This window comes from Streptomyces sp. CB01635, from assembly GCF_002803065.1.
In the GTDB taxonomy this organism is placed as follows: Bacteria; Actinomycetota; Actinomycetes; order Streptomycetales; family Streptomycetaceae; genus Streptomyces.
The window spans coordinates 121318-143186 of record NZ_NNBL01000010.1 but is presented as its reverse complement, the minus strand read 5'-3'; the positions used below and the strand labels follow the sequence as shown (position 1 = coordinate 143186).

The following is a 21869-nucleotide window of genomic DNA, read 5'->3' as shown; positions in this document are numbered from 1 at the left end:
AACGAAAAACACCCCCGAACACCTCCATATCCGGACGAGATCCACCACAGGTCCTAGGACCGGCCTCGGCCCAAGGCCCGATGTGGCGGGCACGGCACCGAAGCTAGCGTCGAGACGTGCTGAAGACTCCCCCGCCGCTGAAGAATCACCCGCTCTCCCCCACCGCCCGCACGACCCCCACATACCCCCCTGGCGCTTTCGTCCCCGCGCCCGCCCTGGCCGGGCATGCTGAGGGGGTGAGCAACGACGAGTTCCGCGCCGCCATGTCCCGACTGGCCGCGGGCGTGGTCCTGGTGACCGCGCGCGAGGTGCCGCTCGACCCGGACGACCCGTCGGCTCCCCTGGGCGAGGACGTCGGCATGACGGCCACGGCGTTCCTGTCCGTCTCCCTCGACCCGCCGCTCGTCCTCGTCAGTCTGCGCAACGGCTCCCGCATGGACGACCTGCTCGACGAACAGCCCCTGTGGGCGGTGTCCGTACTCTCCGAGAGCCAGCGCCACATCGCGGGCCGCTTCGCGATGAAGGGCCGCATCAGCGACCGTCTGCTCTTCGAGGACATCCCGTACGTACGCGGCGAGGTGTCCGGCGCGCCCCTGGTGGGCGGCGCGCTCGCGACGCTCGAGTGCCGTACGGAGCAGCGGGTGCCGGCCGGGGACCACACGCTGGTGATCGGCCGGGTGCTCGCGGCGTCGCTGCCCGGCGGCGAGGGCGGACCCCTGGCCTACTTCAAGGGGAAGTACCGGCAGTTGGGTTGATGCCCGACGCCCGGCCCTCTGAGGCCGTTCAGTCCCAGCCGCGCCCCGACCGGCCCCGTTTCGTGTCCGACCGTGCCTTCTTGTTGCGCAGGCGGCGCTCGTTGATCCCCCGGGGTATGCGGGTCGCGCGGCGCGGCTTGGGCGGCGGGGCGGTGGCCTCCGCGAGGAGGGACGCGAGGCGCACGGCGGCGGTCTCGCGGTTGCGCCACTGGGAGCGGTGCTCCGAGGACCGTACGGAGATGACGCCGTCGACGAGTCGGGAGGCGAGCCGCTCCAGGGCCCGCGCCTTCCACACCTCGGGCAGCGCCTCGGTCCTGGCGAGGTCGAAGCGGAGCTCGACCTGGGAGTCGCTGGTGTTCACATGCTGGCCGCCCGGCCCGGACGACCGCGAGAATCGCCAGAGGAGCTCGGCCTCCGGAAGGACCACCGAGCCGCGGATGAAGTAAGGACCGGACATGGGTTCCATGGTCGCGCCTGTACACGCACCGCGTCACCCCCTTTTCCCGGCGGCACACCCATCCCGGCTAAAGCGGGTAAAGAAAGTAAAGACACCTGGAACCCTGGATCCCCCCTTGGCGTTCATAGGGGTACGAGTAGCTTCGTCTACGAAGCGCACGCATCGCTAACGAGGGAAGGACTCCCAACAATGGCAGTAAGCCTGTCCAAGGGTGGCAACGTCTCGCTCACCAAGGAGGCTCCGGGCCTGACCGCCGTCACCGTGGGCCTCGGCTGGGACGTCCGCACCACCACCGGCACCGACTTCGACCTCGACGCCTCCGCGATCGCGGTGAACCCGCAGGGCAAGGTCTACTCGGACGGCCACTTCGTCTTCTTCAACAACAAGGCGACGCCGGACCAGACCATCGTCCACACCGGTGACAACGTCACGGGCCAGGGCGAGGGCGACGACGAGCAGATCAACGTCAACCTGGCGGGCCTCCCGGCCGACATCGACAAGATCGTCTTCCCGGTCTCGATCTACGACGCCGAGAACCGCTCGCAGAACTTCGGCCAGGTGCGCAACGCGTTCATCCGCATCGTCAACCAGGCCGGCGGCACCGAGATCGCCCGCTACGACCTCTCCGAGGACGCCGCCACCGAGACCGCCATGGTCTTCGGCGAGCTGTACCGCAACGGCGCGGAGTGGAAGTTCCGCGCGGTGGGCCAGGGTTACGCGTCGGGCCTCGTCGGCATCGCGCAGGACTTCGGCGTGAACGTCTGACGTTCGCACGGCAGTTGAAGGGGCCCGCCGGCCCGGTGTCGCTCCGCGCACACACCGCCGGCGGGTTCGGCCGGGCCATCCGGGACTACGGATGGTCCGGCTTTCCCTTGCCGTACAGCCAGTCGTCCCACACCGGCTGCAGATCCTTGCCCGGGTTCTGCTTCTCCACGTACCCGGTGAAGTCGGCCGTGTCCGCGTTGCCGTAACGGTGCGCGGCGGGCCAGCTCTTGAGCAGCTCGAAGAACTTGGCGTCCCCGACCGTCTCGCGGATCTTGTGCAGCACCATCGCGCCGCGCTCGTAGACCGGCGGATCCGAGATGTGCGCGGCACTCGACGGCCTGGCGGGCGGGAAGGCCCAGATCGGGTTGCCGCTGCCCTTCGCGTAGTAGGAGTCGAACGTCTTCTGCGCGCTGTCGCCGCCGTGCTGCTCCGCCCAGAGCCATTCGGCGTAGGTCGCGAAGCCCTCGTTGAGCCACATGTCGCGCCATGACTCCGGTGTGACGGAGTCCCCGTACCACTCGTGGGCCATCTCGTGGACGAGCGTGGACAGAGGAGGGGTGCCGGGGAAGACGGGCCGGTTCTGGGTCTCGAGCGCGTACCCGGCGTCGCCGTGCCGGTCGACGACGGCGCCGGTGGAGGAGAAGGGATAGGGGCCGAAGGTCTTGGACTCCCACGCCATGACGGCCGGGATCTTGGCCAGGACCTTGGCGCTCGCGGCCGCCTCGACCGGGTCCACGGCGGTGTACACGGGCAGCCCGTCGGGCGTCTTGTAGGCCTTGGTCTCGAACTTCCCGATCGCCAGCATCGCCAGGTAGCCGGCCATGGGCTGCGGGACGTGCCAGTCGAACGTCGTCCGCCCGCCGGCCGTCCGCTCCTTCGTCAACTCCCCGTTGGATACGGCCTTCAGGCCCTTGGGAACGGTGACGTGGAGGTCGTACGACGCCTTGTCGGAGGGGTGGTTGTTCCCGGGGAACCAGGCCATGGATCCCGTCGGCTCGCCGAGCGCGAGGACCCCGTCCTGCGTGGGGAGCCAGCCCTCCTCGGAGCCGTCCGGGTCGGTGATGGTCACGGGTTTCCCGGAGTACCGCACGACCGTGCGGAACGTGGAGCCCTTCCGCAGCGCCTCGGCCGGACGGATCGTCAGCTCGTGCCCCGCCCGCTCGAACCGGGCCTTCCGACCGTCGACGGTGACGCCGTCGACCGTCAGGCCCTTGAGGTCGAGATTGAACGCGCTGAGGTCCTGGGTGGCCTTCGCGGTGATGTCGGCGGTGCCGGTCAGCCGGTGCCGGTCGGCATCGAGGGTGAGGTCGTAGTGCGTGGCGTCGTAGCCGCCGTTGCCCAGCTTCGGAAAGTACGGGTCCCGCACGCCCGCGGCACCGGGCGTGCCGTGCACACCGGCGGCGGAACAGGCGCCGAGGGCCAGGACGAGAGCGAGCGCGTGGGCGGGGGCACTTCGTGGGCTACGGGGCACAGAGCGATCGTAGGGGCGAACGCCGTGGAGGCGCCTGCCAACGGGCGGGCGCCTCCACGGGGGTCATGGCGTCACCAGGGTCCTTCGTTCGGATCGGGCTGGATCAGGGAGCGAGGTCATGGGGGTCCCCCTCCTCGAGCGCAGTCGAGAACTCGGGGGCGTGCGTGCCGGACCCCGCGAGCCCGGCCTGATCCAAACGACTGGCCCTAGCGGTTCAGCGCGGCGACGCCGGCCTGGGCGAACTTCTCGTCCAGGTCGCCCGACGGCGCACCCGCGACGCCGATGCCCGCGACCGGGGCGCCCTTCGCCGCGACGGGCGCGCCGCCCGCGAGGAACAGGGTGCCCGGGATGTCCTTCAGGTTCGGGGCCTGCTCGAGGCGCTTGGCGAGCTCGGACGTCGGCGCGTTCCAGGACACCGCGGTGTACGCCTTCTTCACGGCGGACTCGTACGACTGCGGGCCGGCGCCGTCGCCGCGGAGGGTGACGATCGTGTTGCCGTTGCGGTCGACGACGGCGACGGAGACGCGCTGGTTCTCCTTCTTCGCGGCGTCGAGGGCGGCCTGCGCGGCCTTCGTGGCGGCGGCCGTCGTCAGGTGCGTGGACTGGGTGAGGTTCTTGGCCGGGGCGTCCGCGGTCACGGCGGCGGGGGCCGCGGCCGGGGCGTCGGCGCTGGCCGAGACCGCGCCGAAGGTACCGGCGAGGACGCCGGCGAGGACGGCGCCACCGGTCAGGACACGGGCGCGCTTCGAGATCTTCTTCATGACGGGTGCTCCTTGGAGGCGGTCGGGTCGGTCAGAGGCGGTCGGTGAGTCGCTCTGCCATCGATCCTCCGGCCGGAAACCGGCCCGCACCGTCGACGTACCGGCTGCGACCGGAGCGCGGCTCGGCTGACGTCAGGGTCAGCCGATCGGTTGACCCGCGTACCGCCCGAGGGGGCCACAATGGGGGTGTTTGACCAGTTCAGCAGCGCGAGAGCGGTGCGGTGACGGCGCAGCGGCGGAAGCTTCCGCGGCGCGACGGCCGGGCAGCGGCGGAAGCGGAGAGGGGCACGGGCGTGGAACACGAGACGCGGGATCCGGACGCCCGCTGGCTGGCCGCGGTCATGCACGCCGCGTTCTTCCTGCTGCTCGGCGGAGCCCTCGCCCGGTTCCTGCTGCGCCACCCCGGCGAGACCCGCACCCCGTGGATCATCGCCCTGTCCGTGGTCCTGGCCGCGCTGTACGTGCTCGGCCCCGCGCTCGGCCCGGGCAGCGGCACCCGCCCCACCCCGCGCCGCATCACCTGGCTGGCCCTGGTCGTCGCCGTGTGGGTGGTCCTCGTCGTCCTCGCGCCGAGCTTCGCCTGGTGCGCGGTCCCGCTGTTCTACACGGGCCTGCGCACCCTGCCCGCCCGCGCCGCGCTCGTCCTGATCGGCGTGCTCACGGTGTTCGTCGTCGCGGCTCAGCTGCGCCTCGCGGGGAACTTCGACCCGAATCTGCTGCTGGCGCCGCCGGCCGTCGCGGCCCTGGCGACCGCCGTCTTCGTCCACATGGAGCGCCAGGCGGAACGCCAGCGCGCCCTGATCGACGACCTCCGGCGCACCCGCAGGGAACTCGCCGCGACGGAGCGCCGCGAGGGCACGCTCGCCGAACGGCAGCGCCTGTCGATGGAGATCCACGACACGCTCGCCCAGTCCCTCTCCAGCCAGCAGATGCTGCTCCAGGCGGCGGACCGGCTGTGGGACGCCGACCCCGAGCGGGCCCGCGCCCATGTGCGGACAGCGGAATCGGTGACCGAGCGGGGCCTCGTGGAAGCGCGCCGGTTCGTGCATGACCTGGCGCCGGCGGACCTTGCGGGCGGCGGCCTGGACGAGGCGCTGCGGACGCTTGCGGCGCGGGAGTCGGAGGCGGGGCTCGCGGTCCGCTTCCACGCGGAGGGCACCCCGGCGCCGCTGCCCGACCGGGTCGAGTCCGCGCTGCTGAGAATCGCGCAGGGCGCCCTCGCGAACGTACGGGAGCACGCGGACGCGACGGCCGCCGCGATCACGCTGACGCACCTCGGCGACCAGGTCGTCCTCGACATCGCGGACAACGGCCGCGGCTTCACGCCCGAACCCCCGCGGGAGGGCGGCGTGCGCGGGCACGGCCTCCCGGCGATCCGGGCGCGCACGCGGCAGCTGGGTGGCACCCTGACGATCGAGTCGGCGCCGGGCGAGGGCACGGTGCTGTCGGTGGCGATTCCGCTGGAGGCCTCGTGAGTGACCCCGTACGACTGCTCGTCTGCGACGACCACGTGGTGGTGCGCGCGGGACTGCTCGCCCTGCTCGGCAGCACGCCCGGCATCGAGGTGGTCGGCGAGGCGGGCACGGGCGACGAGGCGGTGGCGCTCGCCGCGAAGCTGACGCCGGACGTCGTCCTGATGGACCTCCAGCTGGGCGAGGGCATCGACGGCGTGGAAGCCACGCGGCGCATCACGACCGCGCCGCCCGAGGCGGGCCCGCACCCGCACGTCCTCGTACTGACCACGTACGACACGGACGCGGACATCACCCGGGCCATCGAGGCGGGCGCCACGGGCTATCTCCTCAAGGCGGAGCGTCCCGAGGAGCTGTTCGCCGCGATCCAGGCCGCCGCCGAGGGCCGTACGACGCTGTCCCCGCCGGTCGCGAGCCGCGTCATGGCCCGCATGCGCAGCCCGCGCCCGTCCCTCACGGACCGCGAGCGCGACATCCTCGCCCAGCTCGCCCAGGGCCTGGGCAACCGGGACATCGCCCGCGCCCTGTTCATCAGCGAGGCGACGGTGAAGACCCACCTCGGCCGGATCTACGACAAGCTCGGCGTGGACACGAGGGCGGGCGCGGTGGCGGTGGCGAAGGAGCAGCGGCTGCTGGGCTGAACTCGGCGACTGCTGCGACGGCGACCGTGGTGACCGCGACAGCCGTGCGGGCACCCCTCCCGCCCATGGACGGCACCACCTCCCGCCCGTGACACCATCAGCTACGTGCTCGACATCGGCTACGCCCTCTCCCGCCGCTTCCCGGACCCGATCCAGCTGGACTACCGCCGCGCGGACGTCCGCACGCTGCGCCACGACCTCTTCTGCGGCGACGTCTACCTCGCCGACACCAAGGCCGACCGGGAGCTGTCCACAGCCTGGGGATGGGTGCCGGTACTGGACTTCGCGTGGGCGCTGTGCGACATCGTCGAGCAGCTGGACCGCGACCCGCGCGGCAGCCGCGCGTCGAGGCCTCAGTACGCCGAACTCGACTTCACCGAGTCGACGGACCGGATGCTCTTCGAGCGCCGCTTCGGGTGGGTCGACATCGAGGCCGACTGGATGGAGGCCGACGAGCCGCCCCTGACGTTCTCCCACACCGCGCTGCGCCGCGAGGCCCGCGACTTCCTGCACGACCTGATCGCCGACCTCACCGATATGCACGAGGATCTGGCGGACAATCCGGCGATCTGGGACCTGCAGGCCCGCTTCCCCCGCATCCCGGACGAGCGCTAGCCCCAAAAACGCACACAAGCCCTCCCGGCTACTCCACCCGCACCCCGATCTGCGCCGCGAACGCCGGTGCCAGGTCGAAGAGCTGGGCCGGGCTGATGACCGCCCCCGCCAGCCGGTCCACCCCGCGGGCGATCCCCAGCTCCGCCACGCCCCGCAGATCCACGTCAGCCATCACCGCGCCCGTGAAGTCCGCACCCCGCACGACACAGCCCTGGAACTCGACCCGGTCCAGCCGCGCGCCCCCGAAGTCCGGCTCCACCAGCACGCACCCGTCGAAGACGACATCCTTCAGGCGCGCCTTGCGCAGATTCAGGTACTCGATCTTCCCGCCGCGCACCACCACCCGCTCCAGCACGCTCCCGTGCAGCTGGACCCCGCCGAGGCGCGCGTCCACCACCTCGACGTCCCGCAGCGTCGCCTCCGCGAGGTCCGTGCCCACACCCCGTATCCCTGTCAGCGTGGAATCGAGGATCCGGGCGCGGGTCAGACGCGTCTCGTCGAGCGCGCACCCTTCGAGCGCGCAGTCCATGAAGCGGGCGCCCCCGCCGTCCTGCCCGGTGAAGTCGGCCGCCGTGAACTCCACCCCGTCGTAGTCCCCGTCCGGCTCGAGCTCGCCGCCGGTCCAGGGCGCCGGCGGGGGCAGCCGCACCTCGGGCCGCCGCGCCTTCTTCACCGCCGCCGGTTTCGCCGACGACGACTTCGCCGACCGCACCACTCGTTTCTCCGCCATGTCCCCATGCTGCCCGCCCTCACTGACAATCGGTGACCGCCGCCTCTCCCCCGCCCATGTCACATTCCGCCACTCGCAGCCGTCGTACAGACAAAGGCAGCCCGAAGGGAAGAGCGGTATGGCAACGACCAAGCCCGACCTCACCGTCATCGGCGGCGGATTCGCCGGCCTCACCGCGGCCGTCACCGCCGCCGAGGCCGGAGCGCGCGTCACCGTCCACGAGTCGCACCACACCCTCGGCGGCCGCGCCCGCACCGCCGAAGGCCCGTACCGCACGCACGACGGACCGCACGCCCTCTACAACGGCGGCCCGCACTGGACCTGGCTCAAGCAGCGCGACCTGCTCGGCCCGCTCGCCCCGGTCCCGCCCGTCGAGGGCTCCCGCCTGCGCTTCCACCACCGCGGAGCCCTGCGCCGCACCCCGCCCCTGGCCCTCCTGCGCCTCCTTCGCCACCGGTCCGAACACGCGCCCGTGGACCTGGACTTCATGACGTGGGCGACGCGTCACGTCGGCGAGGAGGGGGCCCGCGCGGCCGCCCACTACACGTCCGTCGCGCTCTTCCACCACGACCCGGGCTCCTTGTCCGCCGCCTTCGTCCAGGAGCGCCTGCGCCGCGCCGCGAAGGTGCCGCCAGAGGCGCACTATCCGCGCGGCGGCTGGGCCTGTGTGATCGACCGGATGGCGGCCCGCGCCTGGAATCTGGGCGTGCGCGTGGAGACGCTGTCCCGCGTCGACACCCTTCCGACGGGCGGCGGCCCGGTGATCGTGGCGACGTCCCTCGACTCGGCGCGCCGCCTCCTCGGGGACTCGTCGCTGACGTGGGACAGCGGCCGTACGACGCTGATCGACCTGGCCGTGCGCACCCGCCGCGGCGACGCCTTCGCCGTGTCCGGGCTCGACTTCCCGGCCTGGCTCGAGAGGTTCACGGCCCAGGACCGGAGCCTGGCGCCGCATGGGCAGCAGCTCGTCCAGGGCCAGGTCCCCGTAGCGCCGCACGAGTCGAAGGCCGACGGCACGGCACGCGCCGAACGCCTGCTCGACCTGGGATTCCCCGGCTGGCGCGACCGTGTGATGTGGCGCAGGGACGCGCTCGCGAACGGGCGTACGGGGGCGGTCGACCTGCCCGGCACGACCTGGCGGGACCGGCCCGCGATCGACCGCGGGGACGGCGTCTATGTGGCGGGTGACCAGGTCGCGGCGCCCGGCGTGCTCTCCGAGGTGTCGTTCAACAGCGCCGTCGAGGCGACCACGCTCGCGCTCACCGCCTCCCGCCCGGGCCTCCGCGCGGCCTGACCCCTTCGCTTGACCTCAAGTGGGCTTGAGGTTGAAAGGTGGTGCACACCTGGCCCAGCACGGGGCCGTACGCCCGAGGGAGCCCACCATGCACGCCGTACGACTGCACGCCTTCGGCCCCGCCGAGAACCTCACCTACGAGAAGACCGACGACCCCCTGCCCGGCCCCGGCCAGGTCCGGATCGCCGTGGCCGCGGCCGGCGTGCACCTCCTGGACACCGCCCTGCGCGAGGGCATGAAGGGCCCCGCGCCCGAGCCGCCCGCGCTGCCCACCGTCCCCGGCCGCGAGGTCGCCGGCACCGTCGAGTCGCTCGGCGAGGGCACCGACACGTCCTGGCTCGGCAAGCACGTCGTGGGCCACCTCGGATTCGCCCCGGGAGGCTACGCCGAGCTCGCCGTCATCGACGCGGCCCGCCTGCACGAACTCCCGCCGGGCCTGGACTTCGCCGAGGCCGTCGCCCTGATCGGCACGGGCCGTACGACGATGGGGATCCTGCAGTTCGTGGCGCTCGGCCCCGCGTCGGTGGCCGTGATCCCGGCCGCGGCCGGCGGCATCGGCACCCTGCTCGTCCAGTACGCGAAGCACGCGGGCGCCACCGTCGTCGGCCTCGCGGGCGGCCCCGAGAAGGTGGCCCGCGTCCGCGCGAACGGCGCCGATCTGGCCGTCGACTACACCGCCCCCGACTGGCCCGAACAGGTCCGCTGGTTCCTCAGCGGCCGCACCGCGACCGTCGTCTTCGACGGGGTGGGCGGCGACGCGGGCCTGGCCGCCGTCGACCTGCTCGGCCCCGGCGGCGTCCACGTCGTCTTCGGCTGGTCGGGCAAGGGCCTGCACGACGGCGAGCCCCTCACCTTCTCCGAGGACGAACTCACCCGACGCGGCATCACCCAGGAACAGGTGCTCGGCCCGCCGATGATGCGGCGTGCGGGCGGCGACAACCCCGTCCGCACGCTGGAACTGGCCGCCCTGAAGGAGGCCGAGGCCGGCCGCCTGCGTCCCGCGGTGACCCGCTTCCCGCTCGCCGAGGCGGCCGCGGCCCACCGCGCCCTGGAGAACCGCGGCACGATCGGCAAGGTGGTCCTGATCCCGTGACCCGCAGCCCGGGTCCGAGGGCGCGCCGGGCCGGCTGGGCGCGCTACGACCCGAGCCGCGCCAGCGCCCCGTCCGTCAGCCGGTACACCGTCCACTCGTCCTGCGGCGCCGCGCCGAGCGCCTTGTAGAAGTCGATCGACGGCTCGTTCCAGTTGAGGACCGACCACTCCAGGCGCGCGTACCCGCGCTCGACGCAGATCCGCGCAAGTTCGGTCAGCAGCGCCTTGCCGTGGCCGCCGCCGCGCGCCTCGGGCCGTACGTACAGGTCCTCCAGGTAGATCCCGTGCACGCCGCGCCACGTGGAGAAGTTCAGGAACCAGAGGCAGAAGCCGACGGGCTCGCCCGTCGTGTCGTCCTCGGCGATGTGGGCGAACGCGGCGGGCCGCTCCCCGAACAGCGCCTCGCGCAGCTGCTCCTCGGTGGCCCGCGCCTCGTGCAGCGCCTCCTCGTAGTCGGCGAGTTCACGGACCAGGGCGTGGATGACGGGGACATCGGCGGACGTGGCGGTACGAATCATGACGGCAGGCTAACCAGTCACCGCGGGACGGCGGACGGCCCGGTTCACCAGTCACTGTGGCCGCGCCCCGCACGTGGGCCGACCCGTCACCGCGTCCCGCCCCGCACGGGCCCGCTCACCGCCCGAGCAGCCTCCGAGCCGTCTCCATGTGGTCCGGCGCCAGGGGCCGCCCGTCCTCGATCTCCCACAGGGAGTCCTGAAGCACCCGCCCGAGCGTCCAGGCGCGCGCCCGCTCCCGGTCGAGCCCGAGCACCCCGCTCATCGCGTCGAACCGCCACACCACCTCGTCCGCGTCGAAGCGGTTGTCGATGGCGGGCTTCAGGTCGAAGCCCGGATCGCCCGCGAGCGGCTTCGGGTCGATGGCGAGCCACGGCTCGCGCGCAGCGGCCAGCACGTTCTCGAAGTGCAGATCCCAGTGCAGCAGCCGGTTCCCCGCCTCGCCGGCGACCTCGCGCACGGCCGCCGCGCAGTCCGCGAGCAGCGCGCGGTCGGCCGGGTCGGCCACGGCCGCGAGCGCCGAAGGCACCTGGGCGAGCATGTCCGCCGCGATGTCGGCCAGCCGCCGCATCCCTTCCGGGGCGGGCCCGGACGTGAGCCGGGCGAGCAGTTCGGCGATGACGAGGACGGCCTTGCGGGAGTCCTCCACGGAGTCCAGCATCCGCCCGGAGTCGAGCCGTTCGAGGAGCATCGTGCCGGTGGCGTCGTCGTGGTCGAGCAGCCGGACGGCGCCGTCGCCGTCCCAGACGCGCAACGCGACCGGCTCGCCCTCGGTCTCCTCGTCGAGGATCTGGAACTTGACCGCGGCGGGCGTCCCGTCGCCCCGCACCACGGGCAGGACGAGGGCGGCCATGCCGTGCATCGCGGGCCCGTCGACGCGCAGATCCCAGCGTTCGACGAACTCCTCCACGCGCGCGGGGAGCCCGGCGATGAAGGCGCGACCGGGGTCACCCGCGTAGGTGTACTGCGACTCGACCAGGCCGTCCGGAATGTCGATCACCCGAACGACCCTACGTGCGTGCCTGAATGCAGTCCATGCGTCGTTTCCTCCTCGCCGTGTGGTCGTACGTACGGCACGCCCCCGGCACCTATCTCTGGCTGGCCGCCCTGTTCTTCACCACGGTCGCCATGCACCACATGGACCCGCACTTCGAGCACGAGTTCCTGCTCCAGCGCTCCACGAACCTGCACGAGCTGTCGACGAACCCGGTCCGCGTGTTCGTCGCCTCCCTGTTCTGGATCGACGACAGCAGCTGGTGGCCGTACGCCGTCCTCTACACGGTGTTCCACGCGCAGGCCGAGCGCTGGCTCGACACCTGGCGCTGGCTGGCCGTCGCGGGGGCGGCGCACGTCCTCGCGACGGTGATCAGCGAGGGCGCGCTGCTCTGGGCGATCCGCGAGGGCCACGCGCCCGCCTCATCGGTCGACACCCTTGATGTGGGGGTGAGTTACGCGCTGGCGGGCGTCGTCGGCGTCCTCACGTACCGGCTCGCCCCGCCCTGGCGCTACGTCTGTCTGGTCGTCGTCCTGATCGTCTACGGCGGCCCGCTGCTCACCGGCCGCACCTTCACCGACCTGGGGCACTTCGTCTCGGTCCTCATCGGCCTGGCCTGCCACCCCCTGGTACGCGACCGGGGCGAGCCCTTGAATCCCCTGACGCTCCTGCGGCGGGACCGGACAGCGAGGCGTAACGACGACCCCCGAACCCAGGAAGGCGGCCGTCCCCCCTGCCCGAACCCCCCTGCGGAGCGCTAACGTCCGGGGCCATGAGCAGCAAGAACGGCACCCACGGCACCCAGGCCACCGTCAATGGCGGCATATCGTTCTGGTACGCGGACGACGGCATCCCCACCGCCCGCGAACCCCTGCCGGGTGACGCGTCCGCCGACGTCGTCATCGTCGGCGGCGGCTACACGGGCCTGTGGACCGCCTACTACCTGAAGAAGGCCGCGCCCTTCCTCCGCATCACCGTCCTGGAGCAGAAGTTCTGCGGCTACGGCGCGTCCGGGCGCAACGGCGGCTGGCTCTACAACGGCATCGCCGGCCGCGACCGCTACGCGAAGCTGCACGGCCACGACGCGGCCGTCCGCCTCCAGGAAGCCATGAACGACACGGTCTCCGAGGTGATCCGCGCGGCCGCCGAAGAGGAGATCGACGCAGACATCCACCAGGGCGGCGTACTCGAAATCGCCTACACGCCGGCCCAGCTGGCCCGCCTCAAGGCCTTCCACGCGGCGGAGCTCGCGTACGGCGAGAAGGACCGCACCCTGCACGGCGCCCGCGAGACCGCCGAGCGCGTCCGCGTCTTCGGGGCCGTCGGCTCGACCTGGACCCCGCACGGCGCCCGCCTGCACCCCGTCAAGCTCCTCAAGGGCCTGGCCGCGGCCGTCGAGGCCCTCGGCGTCACGATCCACGAGTCGACGCCCGTCACGGAGATCAAGCCGAAGCACGCCGTCACCCCGTACGGCACGGTCCGCGCGCCCTACATCCTGCGCTGCACCGAGGGCTTCACCGCGTCCCTCAAGGGCCAGCGCCGCACCTGGCTCCCCATGAACTCCTCCATGATCGCCACGGAGCCGCTGACCGACGCCCAGTGGGAGTCCATCGGCTGGGAGGGCCGCGAGACCCTCGGCGACATGGCGCACGCCTACATGTACGCCCAGCGCACCGCCGACGGCCGCATCGCGCTCGGCGGCCGGGGCGTCCCGTACCGCTACGGCTCGAGGACCGACAACGACGGCCGTACCCAGCCCGCCACCATCGAGTCCCTCACCGCCCTCCTGACCCGCTTCTTCCCCCAGCTCGCGGGCGTCGCCGTGACCCACGCCTGGTCCGGCGTCCTCGGCGTCCCCCGCGACTGGTGCGCCACGGTCACCCTCGACCGCGCGACGGGCCTCGGCTGGGCGGGCGGCTACGTCGGCTCGGGCGTCGCCACCACCAATCTCGCCGCCCGCACCCTGCGCGACCTGGTCCAGCAGGACTCCGGCCAGTCCGGCCCCACCGACCTCACGACCCTCCCCTGGGTCAACCACAAGGTCCGCAAGTGGGAGCCGGAACCCTTCCGCTGGCTGGGCGTCCACGGCATGTACGCCACCTACAACGCGGCCGACCACCGCGAACTCACCACCCACACGACGGGCTCCTCCCGCCTGGCCCGAGCCGCGGACAAGGTGGCCGGCCGCAGCTGACAGGACCCCACCGGGCACAACCAACGACGAAGGCCCAGGCCACACCCGTGACCTGGGCCTTCACCTCGATGGAGCCCCCTGTCGGATTCGAACCGACGACCTACGCATTACAAGCTGTCCGGGCTTGTTCCACGGCGGTCCGGGGGTGTCCGAGAAAGGGCTCGCCTCGCAGGTCAAGTGACGTGCCGGACGTTCGTGGACGAGTGCAGACCGCGTCGGATTAGGCAGCAATCGAGACTAGAACTGAGACTGCCCCAGCCGTACAGCCGCATCCTGCTTCAGCGCACCAGCCAGGATTCAGGCATGCAACCTTCTGATCCGTAGGCGGGTGCGCCCCTGTCAGCCACACAGCGCCCATGCCTCTGCTCCACAACCACCGTGGGCCTACACGGCGATGGGGTCCGTCAGTGTCCGCCACTGTGCACGGACGTTGATGTCACCGGCTGTCAGTCAGCCCGGGTTAGCCGTTCTGCCCCTATCTGTCACAGGCATGGTCTACCGTCCGTCGCAACACTTGCCTCGCTCGCCCTATCTAGATCATCCCAGCACCCGCCGCCAAGCCACCGGCCGTGGTGTAGAGCGGAGGGCGGCAGATGTGTCGCCGCAGGACACTGATCAAAAAAGAGGAGTCGCTGATGAGTTGGGTCTCGTGGGCTTTCGGTGGAGTAGGCGTAGCGGTCCCCATCGCGTTGATCGGTTGGTTTTATTTCGACCGAAAGAAGAATCAGGATCGCCAGGTCCAAAAATCTGGAAATGATTCGATCAACTATCAAGCAGGAGGGAATATGAGAGTGGACGGAAACAGCGAAATCCGGCGGCAGGAACCGTGAATCAACGCCAAACGGGCGGAGACAACTCCACTAACTATCAGGTCGCTGGGGACCTGCATGCAGGGTTGTCCTATCGCGACGTTAAGGAGATCGCGGACGACGTCTTTCACCAGAATTACACTCGCCTTGCTACTGAAGCGGCAAGCACCGCAGAGGAGCGAGCCAGAGAGGTTTGCGATAAATTTCTTAAGAAACTCACCGAAGAGTCACCCGAGTCGCTAGAGAATGCACGAAATCCCGACTTCCAGCGCGCTCTTTTCAGGGTCCAGGAGGAGGTTGCCACTACTGGCGATGAAAACCTCAGCGATCTCCTCGTAGACATTCTTGTCGATCGATCCAAGCAGTCTGGTGGATCCTTTAGGCAAGTAGTACTGAATGAAGCGCTCAAAACAGCACCCCGGCTCACCAGCACACAGGTATCGGTACTGGGTGCGATATTCATGGCTCGCTACGTGAACGTAAGCGTCAACGGTATTCCGCAACTGTACGAAACTCTTCGCGAATTTTGGCTCCCCCTAATCAAGGGCCTACCTCAACCATCAGATGCGAATATGGGGCACATCGCGTACGCCGGATGCGGATCGATCAGCATGGGCGAGGTGACATTCACGCAGCTCTTCCTCAAAAGATATCCTGGACTTCTTACGTTGGGATTCGAAGAGGAGTCGCACCCTTGGATCTCCGAGTTCAAGAAAAAAGGGATCGTGATGCCATGCTTGCGCGACCCTACGAAGATGCAAGTGGCCGCAGTGAGCCTAACTGACCTCGAAAATAAACTGTCCACTCAAGACGTCGGGGAACATGCCAACGAGCTTCGGGGGCTCCTCGAGTCAAATCCTATCTCCGGTGAAGCAATTCACGCGGAGATCGAAGCCATCGACCCGGAATTCACGAGGTTCTCCGAGGCATGGAGGAACTCTGCTATGAAGAATTTCGACCTGACTAGCGTCGGCATCGCAATCGCTCACGCTCATTGCCGGAAAGTCCTTGGATCGGCCATGCCGTCCGTTGACCTTTGGCTGAGCTGATCAGCGAGACACCTGATCGGGAATCTGGCGCGACGCCGGGAAAAGACACGCTCGCAGGGCGAGCGTGTCGCAGCCGATTCAGCCCTCGGAAAATGTGCAAGCTTGATTACTGCTCACCCATGTATGGCACACCTCAAAGTGAAGCCGATAGGCACGCGATCCGCCGCCTTTCGGTAGCGGATCGCAGACACCTTACGTGCGCAGATCCTCAGCGCTTTCCTACAGCCAACGGCTGCTCCGGGAGAGAAATGGTATCTGCCGGCCTCTGCGCAAGCCAGCCGGATCGACGGTGCGAAGGCGCCTCCGTACGAACGTGCTTGAACCCCAGTCGTTCGTAGTAGGCGTGCAGTCCCGTGTTCGTGCGCCAAGTGTCGATGCGAACCCAGTCCCGCCCTTCCAGTGCAGCTACACGGGAGGCCCAGTCGACGATTCGAACGCCAAGCTGCCTGCCTGCCGCGGACCTTGCCACGATCAGCTTGTAGAGGTAGAAGGCTGACTCAGGCTTGTCGTCGTCGTTCCAGAAGTCCCGGTCAATGGGCCCACGGCTGACCGTGGCCAACGCTGCCCCACTGTCATCTACGACAATCCAAGCCCGACCGTCATCGATCGTGGCGTGCCATTTGCTGATAGCTCTCGCGCCAGCCTCGCGGTCATTCCACTGGTCCGTGCCCTTCTCATGCAGCCACTGTTCAGCTTCCGTCCTCAGCACCATGAGCGCGGGAACGTCCTCGGCTGCGGCAGGGCGAAGGTACTCAGTCGGCATCGACTTCATAGAGGATCTTGTGCCTGTCTCCTGGGAGGATCGTGACCATGCAGCGGAGAGGCTTCCCGTCCGCGTCGTAACCAGTCCGGGTGTGCTCGGCAACAGGCGTCGCCGCCGGCAGCGCTAGCAACTCGGCTTCCTTGAGGGTCGGCATCCGTACGGCGATCTCATCGCGGTACTTCGCTTGAACGAGGCCGACGGATGCGAGCACGCCGCCGGGCGCCGAGACGTCCCGGGGCTCCATAAGCGGGGTGCCCGAGACGAGTTCCTGCGGAAAGTAGGAGTCCGCGAGCGCATAGGGCCGGTTGTCGACGTATCGGACTCGCTTGCGCGCTACAGCCAGCCCGCCCTCAGGCAGCCCCAGCGCGGCGTGCACATGCTTAGGCGGCTCAACGATCGAGACGCTGATCTCCTGTCGGGGACTCTTGCCCTCGTCGGCAACAGCACTGGCCCATTGGTCTCCAGCGGTTCGCCCTTCGACGGCCGTCTCGTGACGCTTGCGGCTCTCTAGGGTCGTCCAGTTCCAGACGACCGGCGGGTAGTCCTCCCGGACGTACTTGCCCTGCCCCTGGCCTGTCACGACCAGTCCTTCATCGACCAGGACACGCACGCCGGCGCGGACGGTCTCTCTGCTGTACCCGTAGTGGCCCATCAGCTTGGACTCGCTCGGGAGTGCTTGACCGCCTCCAAGCTCACCAGAAGCGATCTGTTCTCGCAGGTCAGCCGCAATCTCTTGGGCCTTGGTAAGTCCCCGCCGCATGCGTTCCCTCCAGGTAGCCACTCCAACTCCTCCGTACAAGTTAGACCAGGGGGCTTGACTCTCCAAGAGGGGAGTAGGCATTCTCATGTCACGACACTCCTCCAGACAAGTCGTACGGGGTGTCACGTACACAGCTATGCCTGCTGGTTCGGGATAGTCCGTGATCGCTGCGGGCCCCCTGCCAGTCGTTCCTTGAGAACTAAACAGGGTTACGAGGTTGCCGCCTCCTACGCAAAGGCGGCCGGCGCGGCTCAGGTCCGCGCGCTCCTCAACGTCGCCGCCGCACGTGTGCGGCGGCCGGTTGCCTCCGCCGCTCGTCTCGTACGAGCGGCACTGAGGGGCGCCGGATCACCCGACTTCAACGGCGTGCGGCCCCGGAGCTGTAACTCCGGGGCCGCTTTCGAGCCGTATTGCCTGCTAGGGAGAACACGACTCATGAACATCATCGCTGCACTTCAGGCGGTCGTTACCGCGCACGACTCCGATCGTGAGCCGACGGCTGCAGAGCTGGACGCCATCGAGCACGAGATGCCCGTCATCACTGCGGAACTCGCGCTGCTTGACGCGCAGATCATCGCTCTGGACCACGCCCCGAACGAGATGGACCAGCGGCGCATCCGCCGCGCACGCCGCAAGGTCCTGGCCGAACGCCGTGACTTCGCCAACCGGACCGCCGACGCGACATCGGCGGACGGTGCGGCATGAATCTCCACCGCAAGGGGCGGGCCGCCCTCGTCCTGGCCCTGGTCGCCGTCGTCGCCATGGCGTTTCGCGTCTCGTGGAACGCATTGCGGGACATCGCCAACGCGGTCGGCGCGGACAGTACGGCCGCGATGCTCTACCCGTTCGTGGTCGATGGCCTGATGGCGCTGGCCTTGATCGCCACGTTGGTCCTGGCCGGCAAGGACCGGAAGTTCGCACTGCGTGTACTCGGTGCCTACACGGTCGCATCGCTGGTCCTGAACTACGTGCACGGTCTGGTTCCGGAGCTGCACGGCCGAACGGTCGAGTGGGGTCGTCTGGCCGACTGGGACCCGGCGAACTGGGCGCTGGTCCTGCTCGCCACGTCGCTGCCGGTCGGGTCGATCTACTTCGGATCCGATCTGGTCGCGAAGGTGCTGCACCACCGACCGGATCCGATTCCCACCGCAGGCACGGATGCGGAGGAATCCACCGAGACCGAGAGGAATCGGTCTACGGCTGACCTCGTGGAATCGACCCCCGAGCCGGTGCCCGGGAACCCGGTCGTTCTGCCCCCGGCGGTCGAGGTCGGGTTCCTGAAGTCGACTCTGGCCTTCAAGCCTGTCCCCGCCATCGAGCCGACCCCTGCGCCGGTCCCGACTCGGCGCCCGATCGCTGCCGAGTCGACCCGATCGCGCCGCGCGACCGGCCGCGTGCCGGACGTTGCCCGATCGGCCCGCCCCAAGCGGACCGCGACCGAGCTGCTCGATGAGGCCCGCACCGTGACGGCCGACTGGCCGGACGCCAAGCTGACCGGCGAGGGCATCCGGCTTGCGCTGCACACCTCGCCGAAGAACGCCCGGACCCTGCGCGACACGCTGCGCGCCGAGCGCGACCTCAAGGCCGCGTGATGGGCACCGCGTACGCACGCTGCTACGACCCGTCAGGGGCCCGCTACGGGATCCCCACCTATCCGTGGAAGTTCGCCCCCGAGGGGCTGGCCACCCGCCGGCAGCTTCGGGCGCAGGGCTTACGGCCGGGCGGTCAGCCGATAGCGGCCCAGCTCATGCGCACTTCGCGGCGCCGCAAGACCGGCGCCGCGGTGGCCTACCTCTACCGCGTCGACCGTGCCCGTCCGGTGCGGCCGATGACCTCGCGCAAGTGGGGCGCGCTCGCGATGGCGATGCTCGCCCGCCGCACCTGCCCCGTCTGCCGGATCACCTACAGCTACTGCCTGCCGACCTCGCTCGGCATGTGCGTGACCTGCGCCTACTCCGACCCTTCCGACTTCCAGAGGAGTGCCTGACATGGGTAAGCCCGATACCCGCCGCCTGGACCGCGCCATACGGCAGGTGAACCGGAAGCTCGAAGCCGTGCAGAACCGCGAGATGTGGCCGCTGGACGGCCGCGAGCGCCGTGCCGTCGTCGCCGGTATCGCCGGCGGCTCTTACAGGGTCGTGCGGCACAAGAGCACTGACCGCGCGGAACGGAAGGTGGAGAGCGCGTGGAGCGCGGCCGAGATGCGGCTCATCGCGGAGATCGCCGCGCTCACGAGCGAGCGTCAGCGGGTCGTGAGTGAGGACGCCAAGGCCAAGGCCGCCAAGAAGTCGTCGGGGTGGTGGTGACCATGACCGGCAAGGAAACGCCTCGAGGCGAGTGCCCGCAGTGCTGGCAGCACGCCCACGACCGGCGCGCACACCGGCACCTGCGCCCCCGGCAGGACTGCCCGCAGTGCGTTGACCACATGGTCAACGGTTGCCCGTCCGTCGCGCCCAAGAAGTGAGCTGGCAGCACCCGCACGCCCCGGCGTCCCCTTTCCTCAACTCCCGCCCTGATCTGGGCAGTCAGGAGTAGTCCCCGCATGTCCGAGAACGTCGTTCACCTGCACAAGGACACCGAACCGACCACCGAGGCGGCGACGGTGACCGCCCTGACCGTGGTGCCCGATGCGGCGCCGGCCAAGCCCGTGCCGCTGTGGGTCCGCTCCGGCCGCGCCATTCGTACGGCCGTCACTCACGAGACGACCAGGACGACCGCCCGTGCGGTGGCCCGCCACGGCCTCTACACCGTCAACGGGGGCCGGATCGTGGCCCGCCGCGCGTGGGACGGCAAGACCGGTGCCCGCTACGAACGGATGCTGCGGGCCGCTGAGGCGGCCGGAAACTTCGAGGTCGCGGAGGAGTGGGAAGACCGTCTCCAGCGCTTCCGCGAGGCACGGCACCGCCGCCGCATGGACCTGCTGCACTCCCCGGTCGACGCCGCCAAGGGCGTCGCGGTCGGCGCCGGCATGAGCGTCGGCGTGCTGGTCACGCTCGGGGTCGTGATGGCCATCAACAACCACGACATCGGTGACGTCATCACCCCACTCGCGGCCGTCATAGAGTTCATCGGCCTGCTGATCCGGATCGTGCAGGTCGTCTGGGGCCCCGCCCTCACGATCGGCCCGTTCCTCGCGCTGCTCGCGCTGTGGGCGGTCGGCAGCAAGCAGCAGGCCGCCCCGGCATGGGCCCTGCCGGACAACATCCGCTCGGACGAGGGCGAGCCGATCACGCCGTCGATCGTGGTCAAGGCCCTACGTGACCTGGGCGTTCCGGCGCTGCGCAACGCCATCAAGGAGATGGGCGACGCCGGGGCGGGCATGCTCGGTCCGATCCGGATCGCCGGATGCGGCGTGGAAGTCGACGTCACCCTGCCCTCCGGGGTGTCGACGATCGAGGTGCAGAACCGGCGCAGGAAGCTCGCAGAGAACCTGACCCGGCACGAGCACGAAGTGTTCATCACCATCCCCCAGGCCGCCCGCACCGTGCGGCTGTGGGTGGCCGACTCGGGTGCGCTGGACGAGCCGATCGGCCCCTCCCCGCTGGTCACCGACGACACCATGACCGCCGACTACAGCAAGGGCCGCGCCCCCTGGGGCCAGGACCTGCGCGGCGACGCCGCCGCGCTGAGCCTCTACCAGCGGCACCTGCTCATCACCGGCCTGTCCAACCAGGGCAAGACCGTCGCGCTGCGCTCCCTGGCCCTGTGGCTGGCGCTGGACAAGTCGGTGCAGTTCCTGATGGGTGACCTCAAGGGCGTGGGCGACTGGGCCATGTTCGACGGCCTGGCCACCACCCTGATCCAGGGGCCGACGGATGAGCACGTCATCCAGGTGACCGAGATGGTCGAGGGCGCCGTGGACGAGATGAACCGCCGTCTGATGGCCCCGCCCGGCACCGTGTTCCCCGCGCTCATCGTCCTGGTCGACGAGGCGCAGGTCGCGTTCATGTGCCCGCTCAAGGACGAGGACGGCCGCTTCTACGGCGGCTCCAAGGCCACGTCCCGGTACTTCATGGCCGTCCGCAAGATTCACAACCAGGGGCGAGCAGTCAACGTCTTGATGTGGCAGGGCACCCAGGACCCGACGGATCAGAACCTTCCCAAGCTGGTGCGGGAGGGAGCCCACACCCGGGCCTCGCTCGCGCTCGGCACGGAGTCGCAGGCGCGGATGGCCCTGGGTGACAAGGCGGTTGACGGCGGCGCCGCGCCGAACCTGCTGCGTCCGGGCCTGGATCAGGGCACGCTCGTGGTCGCCTCTTCCGGCATCGACATCCCCAAGGGCCAGTCGTCCATCACGGTCCGCACGCACTACGTCGACGACGACGGAGCGGAGGCCATCACCGACCGCGCCAAGGCCATGCGGGATGGGGTCACCACCCTGCACGTCATCGAGCGGGGCGAGGAGCGTGACCCGCTGCGTGACATCTTCTCCGTGCTCGGGGACGCCTCGCGGGTGCTCACCCAGGACGTCCTCAAGCGGCTCGCCGCTCTCAACCAGGACGCCTACGGCAAGTGGTCGTTCATCGACCTCAAGCGCGTCCTGGACGGCACCGGAGCCGAGCCCTACAAGTCCGACGGACGCATGGTCGTCGGCCGCGACCGCGTCGCCCGCGCCCTCACCAACCAGGGCAACGAGGGTTCCGCTTCCGCCTCTGAGTAGAGGGAGCCGCGCCCCGCGCGGGCCAGGGAGGCAGGGAGAACTCCCTGAACCCCTCCCTGACCCGCCTCCCTG

24 protein-coding genes are annotated in these 21869 nt (G+C 69.9%); 16 read left to right on the top strand and 8 right to left on the bottom strand.

All coding sequences use genetic code 11. The features are described 5' to 3' along the window. Positions 1-263: 263 nt before the first annotated feature. Entirely contained in the window at positions 264-755 is a 492-nt protein-coding gene (locus CG723_RS24985; protein WP_442802586.1) for a flavin reductase family protein, read from the top strand. 28 nt (positions 756-783) lie between these two features. On the opposite strand, the gene arfB is transcribed toward CG723_RS24985, so the two are convergent. Further along, positions 784-1221: an alternative ribosome rescue aminoacyl-tRNA hydrolase ArfB gene (gene arfB, locus CG723_RS24980; protein WP_100595699.1), complete on the bottom strand. Its 438-nt coding sequence runs from the start codon at positions 1219-1221 to the stop codon at positions 784-786. A 180-nt stretch (positions 1222-1401) separates the two neighbouring features. Here arfB and CG723_RS24975 point away from each other — a divergent pair, with 180 nt between their 5' ends. Further along, a complete protein-coding gene (locus tag CG723_RS24975) occupies positions 1402-1977 on the top strand; it encodes a TerD family protein (protein ID WP_100595698.1) in 576 nt (191 codons plus the stop codon). 85 nt (positions 1978-2062) lie between these two features. On the opposite strand, the gene CG723_RS24970 is transcribed toward CG723_RS24975, so the two are convergent. Further along, positions 2063-3448: a M1 family metallopeptidase gene (locus tag CG723_RS24970; RefSeq protein ID WP_100595697.1), complete on the bottom strand. Its 1386-nt coding sequence runs from the start codon at positions 3446-3448 to the stop codon at positions 2063-2065. Positions 3449-3654: 206 nt separating this feature from the next. Then, on the bottom strand, positions 3655-4209 hold the full coding sequence (locus CG723_RS24965) for a GlcG/HbpS family heme-binding protein (protein WP_100595696.1): 555 nt from the start codon (positions 4207-4209) through the stop codon (positions 3655-3657). A gap of 341 nt (positions 4210-4550) precedes the next feature. Here CG723_RS24965 and CG723_RS24960 point away from each other — a divergent pair, with 341 nt between their 5' ends. The 3 genes from CG723_RS24960 to CG723_RS24950 all read left to right on the top strand — a co-directional run bounded on the left by CG723_RS24960 (position 4551) and on the right by CG723_RS24950 (position 6937). Beyond that, positions 4551-5684 (top strand): sensor histidine kinase, encoded by a 1134-nt coding sequence (locus CG723_RS24960; RefSeq protein ID WP_100595787.1) that lies wholly within the window; start codon positions 4551-4553, stop codon positions 5682-5684. After that, the gene (locus CG723_RS24955; RefSeq protein WP_100595695.1) at positions 5681-6322 is read left to right on the top strand and encodes a response regulator; all 642 of its coding nucleotides are present in this window, start codon (positions 5681-5683) and stop codon (positions 6320-6322) included. Before CG723_RS24960 ends, CG723_RS24955 begins: the two co-directional genes overlap by 4 nt. A 105-nt stretch (positions 6323-6427) precedes the next feature. After that, positions 6428-6937, top strand: a complete 510-nt coding sequence (locus tag CG723_RS24950; protein ID WP_100595694.1) for a hypothetical protein — start codon at positions 6428-6430, stop codon at positions 6935-6937. Positions 6938-6965: 28 nt separating this feature from the next. On the opposite strand, the gene CG723_RS24945 is transcribed toward CG723_RS24950, so the two are convergent. Further along, positions 6966-7667 carry a pentapeptide repeat-containing protein gene (locus CG723_RS24945; RefSeq protein WP_100595693.1) on the bottom strand — a complete coding sequence of 234 codons (702 nt, stop codon included), beginning with the start codon at positions 7665-7667 and terminating at the stop codon, positions 6966-6968. A 118-nt stretch (positions 7668-7785) separates the two neighbouring features. Between CG723_RS24945 and CG723_RS24940 the strand changes: the two genes are divergently transcribed. Together CG723_RS24940 and CG723_RS24935 are read left to right on the top strand one after the other, a co-directional pair. Beyond that, the gene (locus CG723_RS24940; RefSeq protein WP_100595692.1) at positions 7786-8961 is read left to right on the top strand and encodes an FAD-dependent oxidoreductase; all 1176 of its coding nucleotides are present in this window, start codon (positions 7786-7788) and stop codon (positions 8959-8961) included. Between the two features lie 88 nt (positions 8962-9049). After that, positions 9050-10054, top strand: a complete 1005-nt coding sequence (locus CG723_RS24935) for a zinc-binding dehydrogenase (protein WP_100595691.1) — start codon at positions 9050-9052, stop codon at positions 10052-10054. A gap of 43 nt (positions 10055-10097) precedes the next feature. On the opposite strand, the gene CG723_RS24930 is transcribed toward CG723_RS24935, so the two are convergent. Both CG723_RS24930 and CG723_RS24925 read right to left on the bottom strand, forming a co-directional pair. Continuing rightward, positions 10098-10571: a GNAT family N-acetyltransferase gene (locus tag CG723_RS24930; RefSeq protein ID WP_100595690.1), complete on the bottom strand. Its 474-nt coding sequence runs from the start codon at positions 10569-10571 to the stop codon at positions 10098-10100. A 115-nt stretch (positions 10572-10686) separates the two neighbouring features. Continuing rightward, positions 10687-11568 (bottom strand): aminoglycoside phosphotransferase family protein, encoded by an 882-nt coding sequence (locus tag CG723_RS24925; protein ID WP_100595689.1) that lies wholly within the window; start codon positions 11566-11568, stop codon positions 10687-10689. A gap of 26 nt (positions 11569-11594) precedes the next feature. Here CG723_RS24925 and CG723_RS24920 point away from each other — a divergent pair, with 26 nt between their 5' ends. The 3 genes from CG723_RS24920 (at position 11595) to CG723_RS46415 (ending at position 15614) form a co-directional block, all read left to right on the top strand. Continuing rightward, positions 11595-12323 (top strand): rhomboid-like protein, encoded by a 729-nt coding sequence (locus CG723_RS24920; RefSeq protein ID WP_234374503.1) that lies wholly within the window; start codon positions 11595-11597, stop codon positions 12321-12323. An 11-nt stretch (positions 12324-12334) separates the two neighbouring features. Then, positions 12335-13756 (top strand): NAD(P)/FAD-dependent oxidoreductase, encoded by a 1422-nt coding sequence (locus CG723_RS24915; protein WP_100595688.1) that lies wholly within the window; start codon positions 12335-12337, stop codon positions 13754-13756. Between the two features lie 826 nt (positions 13757-14582). Further along, positions 14583-15614 (top strand): LPO_1073/Vpar_1526 family protein, encoded by a 1032-nt coding sequence (locus CG723_RS46415; RefSeq protein ID WP_159032543.1) that lies wholly within the window; start codon positions 14583-14585, stop codon positions 15612-15614. A 208-nt stretch (positions 15615-15822) separates the two neighbouring features. Here CG723_RS46415 and CG723_RS24910 read toward each other — a convergent pair whose 3' ends face one another. Together CG723_RS24910 and CG723_RS24905 are read right to left on the bottom strand one after the other, a co-directional pair. Beyond that, the gene (locus CG723_RS24910) at positions 15823-16386 is read right to left on the bottom strand and encodes a GNAT family N-acetyltransferase (RefSeq protein ID WP_100595687.1); all 564 of its coding nucleotides are present in this window, start codon (positions 16384-16386) and stop codon (positions 15823-15825) included. Beyond that, positions 16367-17224, bottom strand: a complete 858-nt coding sequence (locus tag CG723_RS24905) for a GntR family transcriptional regulator (protein WP_100595686.1) — start codon at positions 17222-17224, stop codon at positions 16367-16369. The genes CG723_RS24910 and CG723_RS24905 overlap by 20 nt, the downstream gene beginning before the upstream one ends. A 348-nt stretch (positions 17225-17572) precedes the next feature. On the opposite strand from CG723_RS24905, the gene CG723_RS24900 reads away from it, so the two are divergent. The 6 genes from CG723_RS24900 (at position 17573) to CG723_RS24875 (ending at position 21797) form a co-directional block, all read left to right on the top strand. After that, complete coding sequence (locus CG723_RS24900) at positions 17573-17842, top strand: DUF6284 family protein (RefSeq protein WP_100595685.1); 270 nt, start codon at positions 17573-17575, stop codon at positions 17840-17842. Next, complete coding sequence (locus CG723_RS24895) at positions 17839-18729, top strand: DUF2637 domain-containing protein (protein WP_100595684.1); 891 nt, start codon at positions 17839-17841, stop codon at positions 18727-18729. The genes CG723_RS24900 and CG723_RS24895 overlap by 4 nt, the downstream gene beginning before the upstream one ends. Next, positions 18729-19124, top strand: a complete 396-nt coding sequence (locus CG723_RS24890; protein ID WP_100595683.1) for an RRQRL motif-containing zinc-binding protein — start codon at positions 18729-18731, stop codon at positions 19122-19124. The genes CG723_RS24895 and CG723_RS24890 overlap by 1 nt, the downstream gene beginning before the upstream one ends. A 1-nt stretch (position 19125) precedes the next feature. Further along, a complete protein-coding gene (locus tag CG723_RS24885) occupies positions 19126-19443 on the top strand; it encodes a hypothetical protein (RefSeq protein WP_100595682.1) in 318 nt (105 codons plus the stop codon). 2 nt (positions 19444-19445) lie between these two features. Next, positions 19446-19601 carry a pRL2-8 gene (locus CG723_RS47820; protein WP_100595786.1) on the top strand — a complete coding sequence of 52 codons (156 nt, stop codon included), beginning with the start codon at positions 19446-19448 and terminating at the stop codon, positions 19599-19601. Between the two features lie 78 nt (positions 19602-19679). Then, positions 19680-21797 (top strand): FtsK/SpoIIIE domain-containing protein, encoded by a 2118-nt coding sequence (locus CG723_RS24875; protein WP_100595681.1) that lies wholly within the window; start codon positions 19680-19682, stop codon positions 21795-21797. The last annotated feature ends 72 nt before the right edge of the window (positions 21798-21869 follow it).

Bases quoted from the DNA above. Each gene is read 5' to 3' on its own strand.
- CG723_RS24985 (WP_442802586.1), top strand. From the start codon at position 264: ATGTCCCGACTGGCCGCGGGCGTGGTCCTGGTGACCGCGCGCGAGGTG.
- arfB (WP_100595699.1), bottom strand. From the start codon at position 1,221: ATGGAACCCATGTCCGGTCCTTACTTCATCCGCGGCTCGGTGGTCCTT.
- CG723_RS24975 (WP_100595698.1), top strand. From the start codon at position 1,402: ATGGCAGTAAGCCTGTCCAAGGGTGGCAACGTCTCGCTCACCAAGGAG.
- CG723_RS24965 (WP_100595696.1), bottom strand. From the start codon at position 4,209: ATGAAGAAGATCTCGAAGCGCGCCCGTGTCCTGACCGGTGGCGCCGTC.
- CG723_RS24960 (WP_100595787.1), top strand. From the start codon at position 4,551: ATGCACGCCGCGTTCTTCCTGCTGCTCGGCGGAGCCCTCGCCCGGTTC.
- CG723_RS24945 (WP_100595693.1), bottom strand. From the start codon at position 7,667: ATGGCGGAGAAACGAGTGGTGCGGTCGGCGAAGTCGTCGTCGGCGAAA.
- CG723_RS24940 (WP_100595692.1), top strand. From the start codon at position 7,786: ATGGCAACGACCAAGCCCGACCTCACCGTCATCGGCGGCGGATTCGCC.
- CG723_RS24935 (WP_100595691.1), top strand. From the start codon at position 9,050: ATGCACGCCGTACGACTGCACGCCTTCGGCCCCGCCGAGAACCTCACC.
- CG723_RS24930 (WP_100595690.1), bottom strand. From the start codon at position 10,571: ATGATTCGTACCGCCACGTCCGCCGATGTCCCCGTCATCCACGCCCTG.
- CG723_RS24920 (WP_234374503.1), top strand. From the start codon at position 11,595: ATGCAGTCCATGCGTCGTTTCCTCCTCGCCGTGTGGTCGTACGTACGG.
- CG723_RS24915 (WP_100595688.1), top strand. From the start codon at position 12,335: ATGAGCAGCAAGAACGGCACCCACGGCACCCAGGCCACCGTCAATGGC.
- CG723_RS24910 (WP_100595687.1), bottom strand. From the start codon at position 16,386: ATGAAGTCGATGCCGACTGAGTACCTTCGCCCTGCCGCAGCCGAGGAC.
- CG723_RS24905 (WP_100595686.1), bottom strand. From the start codon at position 17,224: ATGAGAATGCCTACTCCCCTCTTGGAGAGTCAAGCCCCCTGGTCTAAC.
- CG723_RS24900 (WP_100595685.1), top strand. From the start codon at position 17,573: ATGAACATCATCGCTGCACTTCAGGCGGTCGTTACCGCGCACGACTCC.
- CG723_RS24895 (WP_100595684.1), top strand. From the start codon at position 17,839: ATGAATCTCCACCGCAAGGGGCGGGCCGCCCTCGTCCTGGCCCTGGTC.
- CG723_RS24890 (WP_100595683.1), top strand. From the start codon at position 18,729: ATGGGCACCGCGTACGCACGCTGCTACGACCCGTCAGGGGCCCGCTAC.
- CG723_RS24885 (WP_100595682.1), top strand. From the start codon at position 19,126: ATGGGTAAGCCCGATACCCGCCGCCTGGACCGCGCCATACGGCAGGTG.
- CG723_RS47820 (WP_100595786.1), top strand. From the start codon at position 19,446: ATGACCGGCAAGGAAACGCCTCGAGGCGAGTGCCCGCAGTGCTGGCAG.
- CG723_RS24875 (WP_100595681.1), top strand. From the start codon at position 19,680: ATGTCCGAGAACGTCGTTCACCTGCACAAGGACACCGAACCGACCACC.